The following is an 18,250-nucleotide window of genomic DNA, read 5'->3' on the forward strand; positions in this document are numbered from 1 at the left end:
TTTGTGGATTAATCTACTTTGAGAGTGCTTGTTACACTCTCTTTATTTAAATAAAACAGTTTCGCTTTCACAACAGAAGCATCACAGGCTACGGGAGCTTTCCAAAGCTCCGAACGAAGGGTCGGTTCCGTGCCATCGGTCGTATAGCGTATTTCGCCTCCCCGGATAGGGGTACTGGCGTGGAGTTGCCCTTCTTTGATGCAAAGTCCGGGATGAGGTAAACGAAAATTGATACTTCGGGACGCCCAGTGAGGCATTTCTTTCTCACTCACTTTGGAGTAGAACAGGCCCAGTTCTTTATTGAAAGCCTGACGTTCTTTCTCTCCTGTTAAAGTGCTCCAGGCAGGAAAAGCGTTCCAACCGCGTTCCACCAATCCGAGGATTTTGGGGAAGATGTAATATTCCACCCATTCAAAATCACGGATGGTTTCGGCAAATAATTGTGCCTGTACTCCCTGGATATGTTCCTTTCCGAAAGCGGTCAAAGTAGTTTTTCCCTTTCCTGCGATGTCCGGATCGACCGGATTGCCTGCCATATCGGTACGCGAAGAACGATAAATGCTATATGGAAGCATGGAGAAACCTTTGGACTCGTCGACATATCCCGCCCACGAAAGACCTCTTTCGTCGGGATGAGCGTCATAGGCCAAATCCAGATAGAAATTGTTCACGTTGCAGAGAATCACCGGATATCCTTTGTTGGCTATCTGGTAAGGTATTTCATCCGCTTCCCATTCAGGAACCGTATTCCAGCAATACACTCCTGCTGCAAGTTGGTTCAAATGCCGATCGGTTGTTTCCGGATGTCCCAACGCTACTTCCTGCCAGCCGCTGAATTGCAAATGATGTTGTTGCAGATAGTCTGCCATCTTCGTAATATAGTATTCAGACAGTTCGTGGGCACTTGTCATCCCGTTTTCATCCATAAACGTCCGGCAGACAGGAGAACCCATCCAGGCTCCTTCGGGTACTTCATCGCCACCTAAATGAATCGTAGTCAAAGGTACCTCCGCTTCCTCATACATGGCTATCAACTCACGAATCACTTTTTCCATAAACCGGTATGTAGAAGGCAATGCTACATTCATGACATTATCCGTATAAGACTGCGCGGAAACATAGCGGGAAGTGTCTTGTGCGTCACTTAATAAATATTCGTTGGCCTTTTCAGGGGCAGTATTCACATACTTATGATAGCGCGCTTTCATGGACACGATTGCCGCACGGGCATGCCCCGGAGACTCAATCTCCGGAATCACGCGCACATGTCTTTGAGCTGCATAACGCAGTAAATCGATAAATTCTTCACGGGTGTAATATCCGTTACCGGAGGTAGCTGCAGACGGATCATAGTTGCCATCGTAGCCCGGATATAAACATTCCAGTTCATCCGTGGTATGTCCCCGGCGTGCGCCAACCGAGGTCAATTCTTCCAAGCCGGGAATCTCCAGACGCCAGCCTTCATCATCCGAAAAATGGAAATGCAGTACGTTCAGTTTATAAGAAGATATTACATCTACCAGCTTTTTCAGATGTTCAACAGTCGTAAAGTTCCTGGCAATATCGAGCATTTGCCCACGATACGGCAAATCGGGATAATCACGGATGGAGAGAGCTTCCAAACGAAACGGCTTTTCCTGACCTTTCAACAGGGAGAGCAAGGTTTGCGTCCCATTGAAAATGCCATGTGAAGTGGAAGCTGAAATATTTATCAGCCCGTTTCCCGTATCAATCCGATAATATTCGCCGTTCACTGCTGTTTCCCGTTCCGGCAAATAATCCAGATGAACTGTTACCGGTGCTTCGGATACAACTTCCAGACCATGGATGGCTGCCAGCTTTTCTTTCAGTAATTCAGCTTCGTTAGCAAAATCGGGATGGAAAGTCAGTTTTACTTTATTTCCTATAGCAAAACCCTCTTTGCCGATAGCCGGTACCGCTTCTTTCACTGACGGAAAAATATCTGTTTGCTGCAACTGGGCTGTAGTCTCCAACGCCAAATTCGAAGTATATATCTTATCAGGTGCGGGATACCAGTCTTCTATCTCCATTCCTTTCAACGGCTGTATGGTCAGTCCGACAGGCAAAGGAATACCTTGTTTACTGCCTGACTGACTCACCCAGTAAGTGCCTTCGGGAGCATGTGACATTTTTTTCAATCCGTTGGTACAACAGAATTTGACGGTCAGCGAATCTCCCGGAGCCAGTGATTGAAAATTTTCTGCCGGATACATCCGGAAGAAGTTCGCATTCACCACTTCCACTTTGACCGGAGCAGACTCTTCCTGCAGAATCTCACGAGGCAGCTGCGAATAATAGATGATCCAATCCTTTCCTAAAGGAACATCTGAGATGTTCTTCAGGACAAATGAATTCTCATAGTAACCGGGCTGTACTTCCACAGCTCCCATCTCCCAGGTCAATGACACGGGGGCTTTCGCCCCGTCAGTCAATTTACAACCGGAAATGACCAGCAGAAGGCACAGACTTCCCCATATTGTATATAGCATATTTCTCATAGGCTTTCCTGTTTTTCTATATATCATTCTTTTAGGTATTAATCACTCAATCGTTCGATGTGCAAAGTTTCTTTGCCTACTCCCTGCGAGGCGTCGAAAGTCAGACGATAATAACCGGGAACGAAACCGTCGCCACTTGTTATTCCATTGGAAGTAGACAGTTCGATTCCATCCGTGTCGCCGGACAATGAACCTTCTTGCAGCAGCATGCCTTGATCTTTATTATCCCATTCCAAACCGCTGTAAATTTCGATTTCGAAGGATTCCCATTCATGAGTGTTACTCAAATACACAGTGGTCTGGTACTTCTGTTCACCGATTGGCACAATATATCCTAACTGTGATATGTCTTCCAAATTCCAGCCTCCACTATTATATGCTTCATTCCAGACGGGTGCGCATGTAAATCCGTGTCCTATCAGCCAGAAGCAAGTGGGAGCCGTATCACCCATTCGTGCCACCCAGATATAATTATACTTAGAAGAATAATAAATCTCCCAGGTTCCTGATTTGCGCAAGAAGGTAAACTTGCCATTATCCGGATTATAGCTAAAGAAGTCGCGATTGTAAGCGTGTTCCACATCTTCAAATCCACTCATTTCGAACTCTTCCCCCTGCGTAAAGCTAATCTGTGCACGGAAAAATCCCTCACTGGCTATCAACTCGGTTTCTTTAATTTTCAGGTTCTTTTGGTAGCCGACTACTCCCAATTCAAAAGTCATCACATTGAAAGTGATTTGTTCGACAAACCAATCCCGGTAATCAAAAGCAAAGCTGGGTCCCGACGCTTCAATAAGGACTGCCGTATTGCTTGCTTCGGCAGCTCCCCAGATCAGTTTTGCATCATCCAATGATGCTGCGGTAGAGATCTTTCCGGATAGTTCCATCGGATACCCCTCTTCCAAATCGGAAACTTCCGTTAGATACAGGTAAGGATTGTCCTCACTCCGGTTCATTTCTACCACCTCACCGTTATAGTGAAGATAAAGCACTTCGGGAATCTGCGGACGGGTTATATGGAAATCAAATGTTTGAGTGACTTCACTACCTTCCACATTAATGGCTGTCAGAATCACCTTCGCTTCCTGATTCTCTTCAAGTCCGGCTTCAAACGGGATATAAATCCCTTTTTCAACAATCGAGACATCAGTGCCTTTCGTACGGATCGACTGCGAACTGACCAAAGTTTCACCTGTCATCAATTTCACTTCCAGCGTAGACAAAGGAGTCTGCGGATCGTGAATCTTCACAGAAAAATAAAGAGAATCGGCAGCAGGTGTCTGATCGGTAGTTGAGAATTGCAGTTCCGATATTTCGGGACACGAATATGGATACGTCACCCGGCCATCTTCTTCGCTGCATGAAACCAGCCAACAAACAGTCAGCCCCAGCAGCCATAAAAACAGATTATTGTGTTTCATCATTTTTTCTTTTAAAGTTTTACGTTCCTCTTTTCATTAATAGCCTTCATTTTGAGTCAGATTGGTGTTCTTATCTTTCTCTCCTTGAGGAATCGGCCACAACTGCCGAAAAGCCTGCAAACCTGCAAACAGCAATCTGCCGTCTTTGTCTTTATGCTTCTGCATCACTTCCAGCAAACGATTATTGCGTACCAGGTCGAACCAGCGCTGACCTTCCATATACAACTCTAATTGACGTTCGTTCTCTACCGCCAGGCGTCCTCTGGCCCGCCCCATATTTTCATCTAAAGAAGAAGGAGCAAAACCGGCACGTTCTCTAATGCTGTTTACAATCCGGATGGCTTCCGGGGTGCGATCCAACTCTACCAGTGCTTCGGCTTTCAACAGCAGTATATCTGCCAACCGCATCAAAATGATATTGGAAGTCTTCTCGCGAATCTTATAAGACAACGGGTAACTATCTGCCGGCCAATAGGTATCATAAGGCACTGATTTCCAAAGAATACTGGATGCATAACGGGTATCTTTCTCTTTGTCGAATTTAGCAACCAGATCATGAGTAGGTGTACAATAACGTCGCCAGGTTACTGATCCGTCATCTTCTTTCAGCAATACCCAGTAAGCCCAATTGGGTGCATCGGAGGTGTAATAGACTTCGAAGATGCTTTCTGAAGAAAATTTCTTGTCGGGTTGCCACAACTCGTCAAAATTGCTGACCAGCGTATAGCCTTCTGCTATTACTTTGTCACAAGCCTCAACCACTTTGGTATAGTCGCGTGTTGATTTCTCCCCTCTCGTTGCTAACACTTTGGCACGTAAAGCATAGGCTGCTCCCTTGGTTGCCTGGAAAATTCCTTTATTCTTACTTACCAGGTAACGAATGGTATTTTCTTCACTCAGGTCATCCAGAATCTGGTCATATATTTTATCTGTGGCAGAACGTTCCGGATACATCACCGGATACCATTTATCGAGGTTTTCGGCTGTAATGGTCGGAATCAAGTCCAGCACCATCGGGGCATCACCCCATAAACGGACAATATCAAAATACGCCCATGCCCGCAAGAACTTGGCTTCTGCAATGACACGATTGCGTTCTTCTGCCACGGTAGAAGCAGGGTCCATCATCTTCGTATTTTCAATCACACTGGTTGCAGTGCCCGCCATCGAATAATACTGTGCCCAGACCAGTTCTACTTTATAATTGGTAGAGGTCAGTTTCAACAAATCAAACTCCTGTTCGGCCACACCGTCTCCGCCGATATAACAATTATCGGACTGCACATCTCCAATAGTATAATTTTCCGACTGGAATATATCTGCTTTAAAACTCTCATACGCACCCTGCAACTCGGCCTGTGCATCTGCCAGACTTCCATATTTAGACTCCTGATCTTCCGTTCCGGTACCTTCCTGCATAAAATCCGATTGCGGTTTCTCATCCAGGAAACTACTGCATGAAACGACTAATGTACAGAGTACGACATACGCTAACTTTATTATGTTTTTCATTTTCGCAGCTATTAAAATTCAACATTCAAACCAAAAATTACCGCCCTCGATTGAGGATAAGTACCATAGTCCACTCCTTGAGCAACGGAGTCTCCGCCAAAAGCATTTACTTCAGGATCGTATCCTTTGTATTTTGTCAGTGTGAAGAGATTCTGTCCGGTGACGTAAGCCTGCAATCTGGACAGATGTATCTTATTCAACCATTTCTTAGGAAAATTATAGGATAAAGTGACTGTTTTCAGGCGCAGATAAGATCCATCTTCTACAAAACGGGAGGAGTTATGATTATTCTCTGTATTACCAACGCGGGGGACATTGGTAATCATACCCGGTCGTTTCCAACGATCCAACACACGAACCGACTGGTTTCTAAAGTCTGTCATGCCTTCCATATCAATACGCGATGCATTAAAAATCTTATTGCCCTGACTTCCCTGCAAGAATACCGACAGGTCGAAACCGGCATACGAGAATGTATTCGTCATACCGTAAATGAACTTGGGCTGGGCATTTCCCAAAGTAGTGCGATCTTCCGGATCGATAAAACCGTTACCATTCAAGTCACGATAGATAATATCTCCGGTTTCCGGATCAACGCCTTCTGATATGTAACCAAAGAATGTGCCTAACGGAAGACCTTCTTTCAGGATGACGGCTTTCTCCTTGGATTCGTACATTTCAGCATAATAATAGACTTTATTCAAACCGAGCTTCGTCAGCTTATTCCGGTTGAAAGATATATTGAAATCGGTATTCCACTGAAAGTTACCTTTAAAATTCTGGGAAGAGAGAGTGAACTCCATACCTTTATTCACCATCTCACCGTCGTTTCTTGTCACACTGCTCGGCACCACATTCTCCGGAAGGCTAACTGTCAATAGTAAATCGGTGGTCTTTTTGTAGTAAGCATCTACCGAGAAGGATAAGCGGGAATCAAACATGGTCAGGTCGAGTCCCAGATTCCATTGGCTTGTTTTTTCCCAGGTCAGTTCTTTATTGGCTGCCGAGCCGGGTTTAATGGCAAGTCCCGGATATAAGTTTCCCTCCGAAACGGGCAGTTTACTGACGCTCATGGAAGCCATGTAAGCGTAGTTTCCAAAACCGCCTTGGTTACCATTCATACCCCATCCGGCACGTAATTTCAGGTCGGTAACAATGTCTTGCAAAGGTTGCATGAACTTTTCGCCTGAAATTCTCCAACCTGCGGAAACAGAAGGGAAAGTACCCCAACGATGTCCCGGGGCAAAACGAGAAGAACCGTCTGCACGGAAGTTAACCGTCAGCAAATAACGGCTGTCGTAATTGTAGGCTACACGCCCCAGAAAAGAGGCCAGCGTCCATGCGGAAGCAGAAGAACCGCAAGCATCCTTATCCAGTTGATTGGCGGCACTGATGGAATGAATATCGGGATAAGACTCTGCCAGGTCGAAACCTGCCATCCACGAACCGTTATATTGTGCACGCTGCTGGGTAGCCCCTCCCAAAATAGAAAGGTTATGTTTATTGAATGAACAATCATAGGTCAGCAAATTTTCAAAAAGCCATTCAAAGTTTCGTGAGAAACTCTCTTCCACACGTCCTTTTGTACCCCGTCCGTCCGAAGTTGAAATCGGGTCCAGATAGTAGTCCCAATGTTCATTGGTCAGTTCAATGCCAAAAGTGGTTTTAAACTTCAGTCCTTTGAGTATGTCAACCGTGAAGCCGAGTGAGCCATTTATATGGTCTGTATTCGTGTTACTGTCTGCGGCATTGGCAGCCAGCGGATTCAGAATACGTGCACCGTAAGCCTGTTCATCATATTCGTTCGGATCATATGGATTCCATTTCTGCATAAACGGAGGAGTATTCACAACGGATAAGATGGAACCGGCACGCAAAGAACTACGGCTTTCGTTCACCCATTGTCCGCCTGTATGCGAATATGCAAAATTGAGTGCCATCTTTAGCCATTTGGTCTGCTCACTATCCAGGTTTGCACGGAAATTATACCGGTTGAAATGTGCTTTCTCCACAATACCCTGTTCGTCGGAATAACCTCCGGAAACAAAATATTGCAGTTTCTCGGTTCCATTTGCCACAGACAACTGATAGTTCTGATTGACACCCGTACCGAAGAATAAATCAGTCCAGTCCACATAGCGCGTTTCACTTTCGGGGATATTGGGGGCAACATCCGAAACTGCTTTCAAGTCTTTCATCAAGTCTTTATATTGTTCTGTATTCAACGCATCTATTTTTTTCCCTAATTTAGAGAAACCCACATAAGCACTCATTTTCACTTGCGGTGCACCGATCTTTCCTCTTTTAGTCGTAATCAACACTACTCCGTTTGCCGCACGTGCTCCATAAATAGCTGCCGATGAGGCATCTTTCAGAATTTGCATGCTTTCAATATCATTCGGACTGATATTCGAAATGTCATCCGACGGCAAACCGTCTACCACATACAGCGGTTCATTGGATGCCTGTACCGAAGTGGCTCCTCTCACCCGGATTGTCACTCCGGAACCCGGCATACCCGACGGCTGTACAACCTGAATACCGGCTGCCTTTCCCTGAATAGCCTGTGCAGCTGTCATGATCGGACGCTCTTCAATGTCTGCCGTGGAAACAACAGATACCGCAGTCGTAATATCTTTCCGTTTCATAGAACCATATCCCACTACGACTACCTCTTCCAGTACTTGCGAATCTTCACTCAATGACACATTGTATACATTCTGTTTATTGACTGTATGAGATTGGGAGACATAACCGATATAAGAAAAGCTGACCTTTGCCCCCACAGGAGCCTCCAAAGAGAAACGACCGTCTATATCAGTAGCAGTTCCAATATTCTCTCCTTCCACTCTCACTGTGACACCAATCAAGGGTTCTCCCCTCCGGTCGGCCACAACACCGGTGATTGTTTTCTTATCGCCTTTTTGGGGAGCGTTCTGTTCACTTTTCAGAGTAAGCACCACTTGCTTACCCGATTCTATTTTATAACTAATAGATGATCCTTTGAAAACTTTTTCTAAAACCGAATCAATACTTTCATTGTTCACTGTCAATGAAATTTTTTGATCCAATCCGGGAAGCTTATCCGTATAAAAGAAGCTGTAATCGGCCTTCTTTTCAATCACTCGTATCGTCTGACGTATCGTCTGATTCTTCACAGAGAAAGTGATCTGTGCACTTGCCTCTTGAGACACAAACAACAAGATACAACTGAACATAACAAGCCTGAATATGATATGTAATTGTTTTCTCATTAGTAATTAGCTTTAAATTCTTTAAAATATAAGTCTGAAAATTAGACTTTTTATTATCTTTGTAAAATCGTGAAGCAAAAAGGATTCCCTTTCCCTTATCCACATAAGGAAAATTTCTTTTTTACTATCATGTATAAACCGTATTTGATTTCGGGGTGGAATTATGCTGCTACATAATTCTACCCTCTTTATTTTATTATGAGGTGTCTTCCATAAATTGTCTTTTTTAGTTAATACTACTTCCTATTCTCACCGTATCTCCTTCTAACTCATAAGTTAAAGGATAAGTAAGGCTTATAATGTAAAATACATTATGCAAGCTGCTGTTCCGGATGGTTCCGGAAAATAGCACGTTCTTCAGTTTCTCGGAGTCAAACACGACTTTCACTCCATACATCCGCTCTAGCGTAGTCGCGATCTCCGCTAAAGATGATGAATTAAAAATCAACATATTGTTCCGCCAAAAATCGATTTCACGCATATCCGAAATTGCCGATTTAGTAAATGTCTGCTTGTTCTTATTGTATTCTACCTTTTCCCCGGGTTTCAACAAGGTAGCATCCGTTTTATTAGAAACCCTGACGCTTCCTTCTGCCAGCAGCGTCGTGACGGAATGATCGTCACGATAGCCTTTCACATCGAAGGTAGTTCCCAACGCTTCTATCTCCAGATCATTACAACAGACGATAAAACGTTTTTCCTTGTTTTTCGCCACCTCGAAATAGGCTTCTCCGTCCAAATAGATTTTCCGGTCGGATTTATTATACTCCGCATCATAAGAAAGATGAGTGGCCGAATTTAACCAGACTTTCGTTCCATCAGGCAAAGTCAGATTCGCTTTCTGTCCATAATCTACGGCCATCATGAAAGGGTCTTGTGATACCTTATTTATATGTTCTACCCCAAAGTAAGTGGCCAGTCCCAAACAAACCGGTAATAAGATGGTGGCTGCCACCTTATATATAATAGGTTGCCAGCGCCGTTTCTTCGGAGAAAGTATCTTGGGCTCATCCAAATTCCTCTGCAGATGGTTCCACATTTCTTCCTCCACTGTCTTATCAATTTCAACGGCTGCTTCTTTCCACATTTGCTCGCAAAGCAGATTAAACTCATTACGAATTCCGGGTTTACGAATCCATTCAATAAGTATCCTTCTTTCTTCAGAAGAGGCCTCCTTTTTGAAGAATTTTTCCAATAGTACTATGTAATCGTGTTGCTCCATAATTTTCCTGTTCTATTTATACTAGTCTTGAGAGATAGAAAAGGACTACAGAGAAATCGACATAATTCAAATATTAACTTTTATTAAAACTTTTGTGTTAGATATCATGTAAGAAGAGAGAGACTGAAAAGGCAATTATTCCCAGTTTGTCACGCAAGAAATCCAAAGAACGGTGTACCTGCGTGGCAACAGTCTTTTCCGAGATATTCAACTGATCGGCTATCTCACGATAGTTCAACCCTGATTTCCAGTAAAGCATAAAAACTTCCCGACGCGCTGGAGGCAGTTCTTCTAAAAGTTTCAGGATATATTCTTCCAAAAACAAATAATCCAGTTCTTCATCTATCTCTACGGATTCGTCAGATGACTCATTCGCAAGCCTGTCTACATAATTTTGAAGCAGGAGTTCGCGTCTTACATAATGATATACCATGTTTTGGGATATTTTAAAAAGATAGCCGTCAAAATTCCCTTCCAAATCGATATTAAGCCGCTTCTCCCAGATATGGAGAAAAATATCTTGTGTGATATCTTTCGCCACCCCGGCATTGCTCACCATAGAAAGGACAAAATTATAAATGCGAGCATTGTATCCACGATACAATGCTTCAAAAGCATTTTTATTTCCTTCTTTCAATAATTGAAGTTGCTGGGTGGTAATCATTATAAAATAAGGTTAAATCATATATCGATTCAAAAATAGCGAAATAACTAAATTAACAGATAAAGTATTTATTGAAATTTCAATAAATTAATATTATAGCACCTAAAAAAAATAGGATATAAATACATATCAGATTATAACTTCAGCCATTTTGCTATAAAATTAATAGAAATTACCAACAAGAGACTACAATATATAACTTTTATTCCTACATTTGCAGCCAAATGATAACTTATTAATAAAAAATACAGATACTATGGCTAAAATAACCAAAGAAGCCGCTTTGCTCTATCACTCACAGGGCAAACCTGGTAAGATCGAGGTAGTCCCTACCAAACCGTATAGTACACAAACAGATTTAGCACTCGCATACTCTCCCGGTGTGGCAGAACCTTGCCTCGAAATTGAGAAGAATCCACAAGACGCATACAAATATACTGCGAAAGGTAACCTTGTTGCTGTTATTTCCAATGGTACAGCCGTACTCGGACTAGGTGACATAGGCGCATTGAGTGGCAAACCGGTAATGGAAGGTAAAGGTCTGCTCTTCAAAATCTATGCCGGCATTGACGTATTCGATATCGAAGTCAATGAAAAAGACCCGGAAAAATTCATTGCAGCCGTAAAGGCTATCGCTCCCACCTTCGGCGGTATCAACCTCGAAGACATCAAAGCTCCGGAATGCTTTGAAATCGAACGCCGTCTGAAAGAAGAACTGGATATCCCTGTGATGCACGACGACCAGCATGGTACCGCTATCATCTCCAGTGCCGGATTGGTAAACGCCCTGCAAGTAGCCGGAAAGAAAATCGAAGATGTAAAAATCGTTGTGAACGGTGCCGGTGCATCTGCCGTATCTTGCACTAAACTGTATGTGTCACTGGGTGCACGTCTCGAAAATATTGTCATGCTGGACAGTAAAGGTGTTATCAGCAAAACACGTACTGACCTGAACGAACAGAAGAAATATTTCGCAACTGACCGCACGGACATACATACACTGGCAGAAGCCATCAAAGGTGCAGACGTATTTCTCGGCCTGTCAAAAGGAAACGTATTGAGTCAGGATATGGTACGTAGCATGGCTCCTATGCCTATCGTATTCGCGTTGGCCAACCCGACTCCGGAGATTTCCTACGAAGACGCTATGGCAGCCCGCCCCGATGTATTGATGGCAACCGGACGTTCCGACTATCCGAACCAGATAAATAATGTAATCGGCTTCCCGTATATCTTCCGTGGCGCATTGGACACTCATGCCAAAGCCATCAATGAAGAAATGAAGATTGCGGCCGTACACGCTATCGCCAATCTGGCAAAACAGCCGGTACCCGATGTTGTTAACGCGGCCTACCATGTAAACAACCTTTCCTTCGGTCCGGAATACTTCATCCCGAAACCGGTAGACCCACGCCTCATCACAGAGGTGTCTTGCGCTGTAGCAAAAGCTGCGATGGAAAGTGGAGTAGCCCGTACGGAAATCAAGGACTGGGACGCATACTGTGTACATCTGCGCGAATTAATGGGTTACGAATCCAAACTGACCCGCCAACTGTATGATACTGCCCGCCGCAACCCGCAACGTGTTGTATTTGCAGAAGGAATCCACCCCAACATGCTGAAAGCTGCCGTTGAAGCAAAATCGGAAGGTATCTGTCATCCTATCTTATTAGGAAACGATGAGGCTATCGGTAAATTAGCAGAGGAACTGGATCTGAGTCTGGAGGGTATCGAGATTGTAAATCTCCGCCATCCGGACGAGTCGGAACGCCGCGAACGTTATGCCCGTATTTTAGCCGAAAAACGTGCACGCGAAGGCTTTACTTATGAAGAAGCCAACGATAAAATGTTCGAGCGCAACTACTTCGGTATGATGATGGTAGAAACCGGAGACGCCGATGCGTTCATCACCGGACTTTATACAAGATACAGCAACACAATCAAGGTTGCCAAAGAAGTGATCGGCATCCAACCGGGATTCAAACATTTCGGAACCATGCACATACTGAACTCCAAGAAGGGTACTTACTTCCTGGCAGATACATTAATTAACCGCCACCCCGATACCGACACATTGATTGATATAGCCAAGCTGTCCGACAAAACAGTCCGTTTCTTCAACCATACTCCGGTAATGGCCATGCTGTCTTACTCTAATTTCGGTGCTGATACAACAGGAAGCCCTGTAAAAGTGCATGAAGCCGTAAACTATATGCAGAAAGAGTATCCGGAATTGGCAATCGACGGTGAAATGCAGGTAAACTTCGCCATGAACCGCAAATTGCGTGATACCAAGTATCCATTCACCCGTCTGAAAGGAAAAGATGTGAATACATTGATTTTCCCGAACCTGAGTTCAGCGAATGCCGGTTACAAACTGCTGCAAGCAATGGATCCGGATACGGAATTTATCGGCCCTATCCAAATGGGATTGAACAAACCGATTCATTTCACCGATTTCGAAAGCTCTGTACGTGATATCGTTAATATTACAGCTGTAGCAGTAATTGACGCTATCGTAGACAAGAAGAAAAAAGAAGGCTAATGAGAAGACCGTTATCCAAATCACAAATAGTTTGCATCAGCCTGCTTTGGTTGGCGCTTTGCTATTTAGTTCTCACAAAAGCCGAACGAATTGATGGGATGACAGTAGTAATGCTTGTCATTTCGGCAGCATTAGTATTCATTCCTGTTTATAAGTCGATAAAAAGGAATAAATAAATATCTTTTTTCCCATTTTTAATGCGATAAAATATCAAATTTGATGTTTTATCGCATTTTTCTTTATAAAATGTTTGATAGTTTAATTTTTATCTTTACTTTTGCAACCGTATAAGAGAAATAGATAATCGAATTTTAAACAACCAATAAAAGAAAAAAAGATTATGAATGCAGCAAAGGTATTAGACGATCTGAAAAGAAGATTTCCCAATGAACCGGAGTATCATCAGGCAGTAGAAGAAGTACTTTCTACTATTGAGGAAGAATACAACAAACACCCTGAGTTCGATAAAGTAAACTTAATCGAACGTTTGTGTATCCCTGATAGAGTATATCAGTTCCGCGTGACTTGGATGGATGATAAAGGTAACATTCAGACTAACATGGGTTACCGTGTTCAACATAACAACGCGATTGGCCCGTACAAAGGCGGTATCCGTTTCCACTCATCCGTGAATCTTTCTATCTTGAAGTTCCTTGCCTTTGAACAGACATTCAAAAACTCACTGACTACATTGCCTATGGGTGGCGGTAAAGGTGGTTCCGACTTCTCTCCCCGTGGTAAATCAAACGCAGAAGTAATGCGCTTCGTGCAAGCTTTCATGTTGGAATTGTGGCGTCACATCGGTCCTGAGACGGACGTTCCTGCCGGTGATATCGGTGTAGGTGGCCGCGAGGTAGGTTTCATGTTCGGTATGTACAAGAAACTGACTCACGAGTTCACTGGAACATTCACAGGTAAAGGCCGCGAATTCGGAGGTTCACTGATTCGTCCGGAAGCGACAGGTTACGGTAACATTTACTTCCTGATGGAAATGCTGAAAACCAAAGGTACTGACTTGAAAGGTAAGACTTGCTTGATTTCCGGTTCCGGTAACGTTGCTCAATACACCGCAGAAAAGGTTCTTGAACTCGGCGGTAAGGTTCTGACTATGTCTGACTCTGACGGTTACGTCTATGATCCGGACGGTATCGACCGTGAGAAACTGGATTACATCATGGAATTGAAGAATCTGTATCGTGGCCGTATCCGTGAATACGCAGAAAAATATGGCTGCAAATATGTAGAAGGTGCTCGTCCTTGGGGTGAGAAAGCAGATATCGCTCTGCCTTCTGCAACTCAGAATGAATTGAATGGTGACGATGCTAAGAAATTGGTTGCTAACGGTGTGATAGCTGTATCCGAAGGTGCTAATATGCCTTCTACTCCGGAAGCTATCCGCGTATTCCAAGAAGCCAAAATCCTTTATGCTCCGGGTAAAGCTGCCAATGCAGGTGGTGTATCAGTATCCGGTCTTGAAATGACTCAGAACTCTATCAAACTGAGCTGGAGCTCTGAAGAAGTAGACGAGAAGTTGAAGAGCATTATGAAGAATATCCATGCAGCTTGCGTTCAATACGGTACTGAAGCTGACGGATACGTAAACTATGTGAAAGGTGCTAACGTAGCCGGATTCATGAAGGTTGCCAAAGCAATGATGGCACAAGGTATCGTATAATCAGCCACAGATATAAATAAGCTATAGTTAAAAACTCCCGCCTTCCGAAAGGAAGAACGGGAGTTTTTTTATGCACAAACAATTTGTACGACACCCGGGTGTCGTGCATACTGAGACCCGGGTGTCAGCATACATGAGACCCGGATGTTGGTATGTCTGAGACCCGGGTGTCGTCACAACTATCTTTGCATGCTCTTTTTATAGTATTCATCTCTTTTGAAAAAATAAAAATCTAATCATTATAATCATATTCCAAAGTAAAGTCATCTACCCACATCACACTTTGATCACTACCGAAAAAGTAGTCTCCATATTTACTGGACGAACATACTACCAATATATAGTTAGGAACCCGATTGGTGTCACGATATTCCAATTCAACCTCAAAAGGTTCAAAGTTATTAATTGTTTTTCCCTGAGTAAATTCTCCGTAGGCAATGACGTGAGGATCATTCTGATCGAACATTTTACGCTTACTGGAAGTCTTAGCAGTGATAATATCTATCGGAGCATCCCAATCTCCCAAAGCAACCCAAATGATGCAAGTATCATCTTTATCCTTTAATAAAGGATATAGTTCATCATACTTATCCGAATCTTTATCCATTTGATTAACCGGACCAGTAGTATATTTATAATATCCCGTCAACCTCGTGGGACGCTCGGTAAACGGACGACCAAATTTTAAATGTCCATCTGTAAAACTACCTTCAGCAAAATCGTACCAATAACCGGCAAACAGATTTCCGGCAGCAAATTTGATAACGGCATACATAGATTCCATCTTTACGGAAGTTCCCGCCTGTCCATTCCAAGTATTCGTTCCGTCCGGTGTCGTTATACTCCGGAGAATGGAAGCTCCCTTGTTACCACTTCCCCAAAATTCCTCACCACCTTCTGCCCAAAAATTATAAACTTTACCTTTCAAATGCCATTCATCAAACTTAGCATTCGGCAATTGTTTGGCTATTCCAGTAGTAAAAGGCAACTCCTCACTATAATCCTCACCTGAATACGCACGACAAACATAAGTCGTTTGTTCCTTCAAATGCGGTATGCGAGCGGAAAAGGCTGCGCCATCCGCTGTAATATATGAATTATCAACTTTCCTCCACTCTTCGGTTGTGGTTTCTCGAATCTCAAATCCATTATCAGAACCTTCTATACCTTCCGCATACAGCCATGCCACGTTTACCCAACCGTCTGCGCGCTTCATTTCCACATCTTTATCTTTTCGATAAACACGAAGTTCCCAATTTTCTTCAAAGAAATCCTGATATTTCACCTTTACCTGTGCAGAGGCATAATTGGAATAGAGTGTCCATTTTAGTTCCGGCACTTCCGCTTTTCCATTATATGTTGTACCCTTCGGCCCTAATTTCAGCTCCAAGAGGTCCAGTTCTTTCCATTTAGTATTTTTCCTCACATTGGCAATAGCAACTTTCGTATCCGGATTTATCTCAGACAGCCCTACCTGGTTTGCCATTTTAAATATACGTACAATATCTTGCTGAGCAATAACTTTCCATCGATATTCCTGATAAAGAGATAATATCACCTCATAAGGATTAGTTAAATCTATTATATCTTGTGGAGCAAGTGTACTCTTAGCTCCCTCTGTCACCGAAAGCTTAGTCACATGAACTTTTCGCAGATTGACATTCTCCTCCAATTTCAAAGTCACAGTGCGGTCTTTCTCCGAGATTACCGCATTTTCTTTTTGTCCCTCTACCTGCATTCCGGTTATGGACAAAGCTATTTGTGGATAATCGATATCATTTTTGATACACCCCTGTAATAAAGTAATCACAGCAGCACCTAGCAATAAATTATATATAGCTCGCATTTTCATTACATACAAAAGGTTAAACCTATATTTATATTAAAAAGATTTATCTTAAAATTGGCGCCGCTGTCTCTACGTTTACCCTCTTCACCCAGATTGTTCTTTTGTTTCTCTGTACGATATTTAAATCCGACAACGCCAAAGGATAATTCAGCACAAACATTTTGCGTAATAAATACCGCCAATCCGGGATTAATGCCTAGGTGCAACTCATTTATCGTTGTGTCGGTGCGTTTAAATTCTTCACCTTCTCCACGTGAGAAACTAGAAGAACCTCGTTTGTAAGTCAGCGTAGTCTCATTAAACAAGCCGAAAAGTTTACCACGGTCAAGCCCTACATATGAGCGATGAAATATGCCGACCGATCGTAAATCTTCCGTATAACGGATATTGTCTAATGAGAAATTCAAATCATCATCAATATTTAACGACACATTACCCAAATCAGCAATCGTATGACTATAACCCAGTTTCATACCGACAATCAAATTATCCGCCAACGCATATCCGACGAACGGATTAACAGAGAACGTTTTGAAATTACAATCAAAATCTTTCAATATTGAAAATAACAGTCTACTGTCATCACTGTCAAAATTAACATAAGAGAAAGTCAAACCGCCCATCCATTTTTTCTTCGGAATAAAACGATAGCTGATGATACCACGGTCGTAACGTCCGATCGGTTTGATTCGAATCAGTCCGGTATTGTCTTCCACAATATCCTTTTCCGCATGCACCTGCTCCAACTCCGCTTTATCCACATATACGGTATCACGTATTACAATGGTATCCCGCTGCTGTGCCCGAATCTCCTGTATGCCAACCAACAGAATGACAACACATATATAGATTAATCTACTACTCATTTTCTCCTTTTTTTATAAATAGAATGCAATACCTAAACCAATGGAAAACAGGTTAATCTTGAAATTTGCCGAACTAGAGGAACGTTCACCAACATACACTTGGTCTGTTGTTTGTTTCACCTTGCTGAAGTCAAGTCCGAGAACTCCAACACTGACTTCCACAGCAGTATAATTATTAATAAAAGCAACAATTCCAGGTGCAACTCCTAATCCGAAATCAGCAGTAGTCGAATAAGTACCGCTCAATTTCCCGCCATTCTTCGTTACTACTTTCGACTGGCTTCCTCCCATTTCAAGACGTGTCTCTGCAAAAAGAGCAAATCGCTTACTAGTACCTATATTTATATAGTTCCTCAGAATGCCAATCACACTATAAGAATGCTTCAACTGATATAAGTCATTTACATCAAAATTAGTATCATCATCCAGATTCAATGTCACCCCATCCAATTTTGTCAGCGTACGTCCATACGAAAAACGTCCTCCGGCAGCCAAATTATCTTTCAAAGCATAACAAAACATAGGACTTACCTTAAACGTGTATCCGTCAGAATTAAAACCATCAACAATCAGAAATTGATAATTTTGTTCATTATGTTCGGAATAAGAAACAGAACTTCCTACAATCCACTGCCCTTTCGGAACAAATGTTCGAGGTTCTATATTGCGTTTAAACTCTTGTGCCTGAGCAGTAACCATTCCCATGCCAATAATTAGCAGTAA

General features: G+C 42.9%; 12 protein-coding genes. 3 read left to right on the plus strand and 9 right to left on the minus strand.

Annotation, left to right across the window (positions count from 1 at the left end; genetic code table 11):
* Positions 1-8: 8 nt before the first annotated feature.
* The 6 genes from ACNOGP_RS21020 to ACNOGP_RS21045 all read right to left on the minus strand — a co-directional run bounded on the left by ACNOGP_RS21020 (position 9) and on the right by ACNOGP_RS21045 (position 10,592).
* Positions 9-2,519, minus strand: a complete 2,511-nt coding sequence (locus tag ACNOGP_RS21020) for a family 20 glycosylhydrolase (protein ID WP_418213648.1) — start codon at positions 2,517-2,519, stop codon at positions 9-11.
* 38 nt (positions 2,520-2,557) lie between these two features.
* Positions 2,558-3,943, minus strand: a complete 1,386-nt coding sequence (locus ACNOGP_RS21025) for a DUF5016 domain-containing protein (protein ID WP_418213649.1) — start codon at positions 3,941-3,943, stop codon at positions 2,558-2,560.
* Positions 3,944-3,976: 33 nt separating this feature from the next.
* Positions 3,977-5,452, minus strand: coding sequence for a RagB/SusD family nutrient uptake outer membrane protein (locus ACNOGP_RS21030; RefSeq protein WP_418213650.1), 1,476 nt, complete (start codon positions 5,450-5,452; stop codon positions 3,977-3,979).
* 11 nt (positions 5,453-5,463) lie between these two features.
* The gene (locus ACNOGP_RS21035; RefSeq protein ID WP_287663895.1) at positions 5,464-8,706 is read right to left on the minus strand and encodes a TonB-dependent receptor; all 3,243 of its coding nucleotides are present in this window, start codon (positions 8,704-8,706) and stop codon (positions 5,464-5,466) included.
* A gap of 226 nt (positions 8,707-8,932) precedes the next feature.
* Complete coding sequence (locus tag ACNOGP_RS21040; protein ID WP_287663893.1) at positions 8,933-9,928, minus strand: FecR family protein; 996 nt, start codon at positions 9,926-9,928, stop codon at positions 8,933-8,935.
* 97 nt (positions 9,929-10,025) lie between these two features.
* Positions 10,026-10,592, minus strand: a complete 567-nt coding sequence (locus ACNOGP_RS21045) for an RNA polymerase sigma factor (protein WP_004297676.1) — start codon at positions 10,590-10,592, stop codon at positions 10,026-10,028.
* A gap of 256 nt (positions 10,593-10,848) precedes the next feature.
* Here ACNOGP_RS21045 and ACNOGP_RS21050 point away from each other — a divergent pair, with 256 nt between their 5' ends.
* The 3 genes from ACNOGP_RS21050 (at position 10,849) to ACNOGP_RS21060 (ending at position 14,812) form a co-directional block, all read left to right on the plus strand.
* Positions 10,849-13,137: an NADP-dependent malic enzyme gene (locus tag ACNOGP_RS21050; RefSeq protein ID WP_418213651.1), complete on the plus strand. Its 2,289-nt coding sequence runs from the start codon at positions 10,849-10,851 to the stop codon at positions 13,135-13,137.
* A complete protein-coding gene (locus tag ACNOGP_RS21055; RefSeq protein ID WP_007751385.1) occupies positions 13,137-13,313 on the plus strand; it encodes a hypothetical protein in 177 nt (58 codons plus the stop codon). Before ACNOGP_RS21050 ends, ACNOGP_RS21055 begins: the two co-directional genes overlap by 1 nt.
* A 164-nt stretch (positions 13,314-13,477) precedes the next feature.
* A complete protein-coding gene (locus ACNOGP_RS21060) occupies positions 13,478-14,812 on the plus strand; it encodes an NADP-specific glutamate dehydrogenase (protein ID WP_007751388.1) in 1,335 nt (444 codons plus the stop codon).
* 232 nt (positions 14,813-15,044) lie between these two features.
* Here ACNOGP_RS21060 and ACNOGP_RS21065 read toward each other — a convergent pair whose 3' ends face one another.
* The 3 genes from ACNOGP_RS21065 to ACNOGP_RS21075 are packed head-to-tail and all read right to left on the minus strand — an operon-like array spanning position 15,045 to position 18,232.
* The gene (locus ACNOGP_RS21065; RefSeq protein WP_418213652.1) at positions 15,045-16,664 is read right to left on the minus strand and encodes a PCMD domain-containing protein; all 1,620 of its coding nucleotides are present in this window, start codon (positions 16,662-16,664) and stop codon (positions 15,045-15,047) included.
* Positions 16,664-17,527, minus strand: coding sequence for a hypothetical protein (locus ACNOGP_RS21070; RefSeq protein WP_418213653.1), 864 nt, complete (start codon positions 17,525-17,527; stop codon positions 16,664-16,666). Before ACNOGP_RS21070 ends, ACNOGP_RS21065 begins: the two co-directional genes overlap by 1 nt.
* Before the next feature lie 12 nt (positions 17,528-17,539).
* Positions 17,540-18,232, minus strand: coding sequence for a hypothetical protein (locus tag ACNOGP_RS21075; protein ID WP_418214787.1), 693 nt, complete (start codon positions 18,230-18,232; stop codon positions 17,540-17,542).
* Between the last annotated feature and the right edge of the window lie 18 nt (positions 18,233-18,250).

The sequence above is a fragment of the Bacteroides difficilis genome (assembly GCF_048319815.1).
In the GTDB taxonomy this organism is placed as follows: Bacteria; Bacteroidota; Bacteroidia; order Bacteroidales; family Bacteroidaceae; genus Bacteroides; species Bacteroides zhangwenhongii.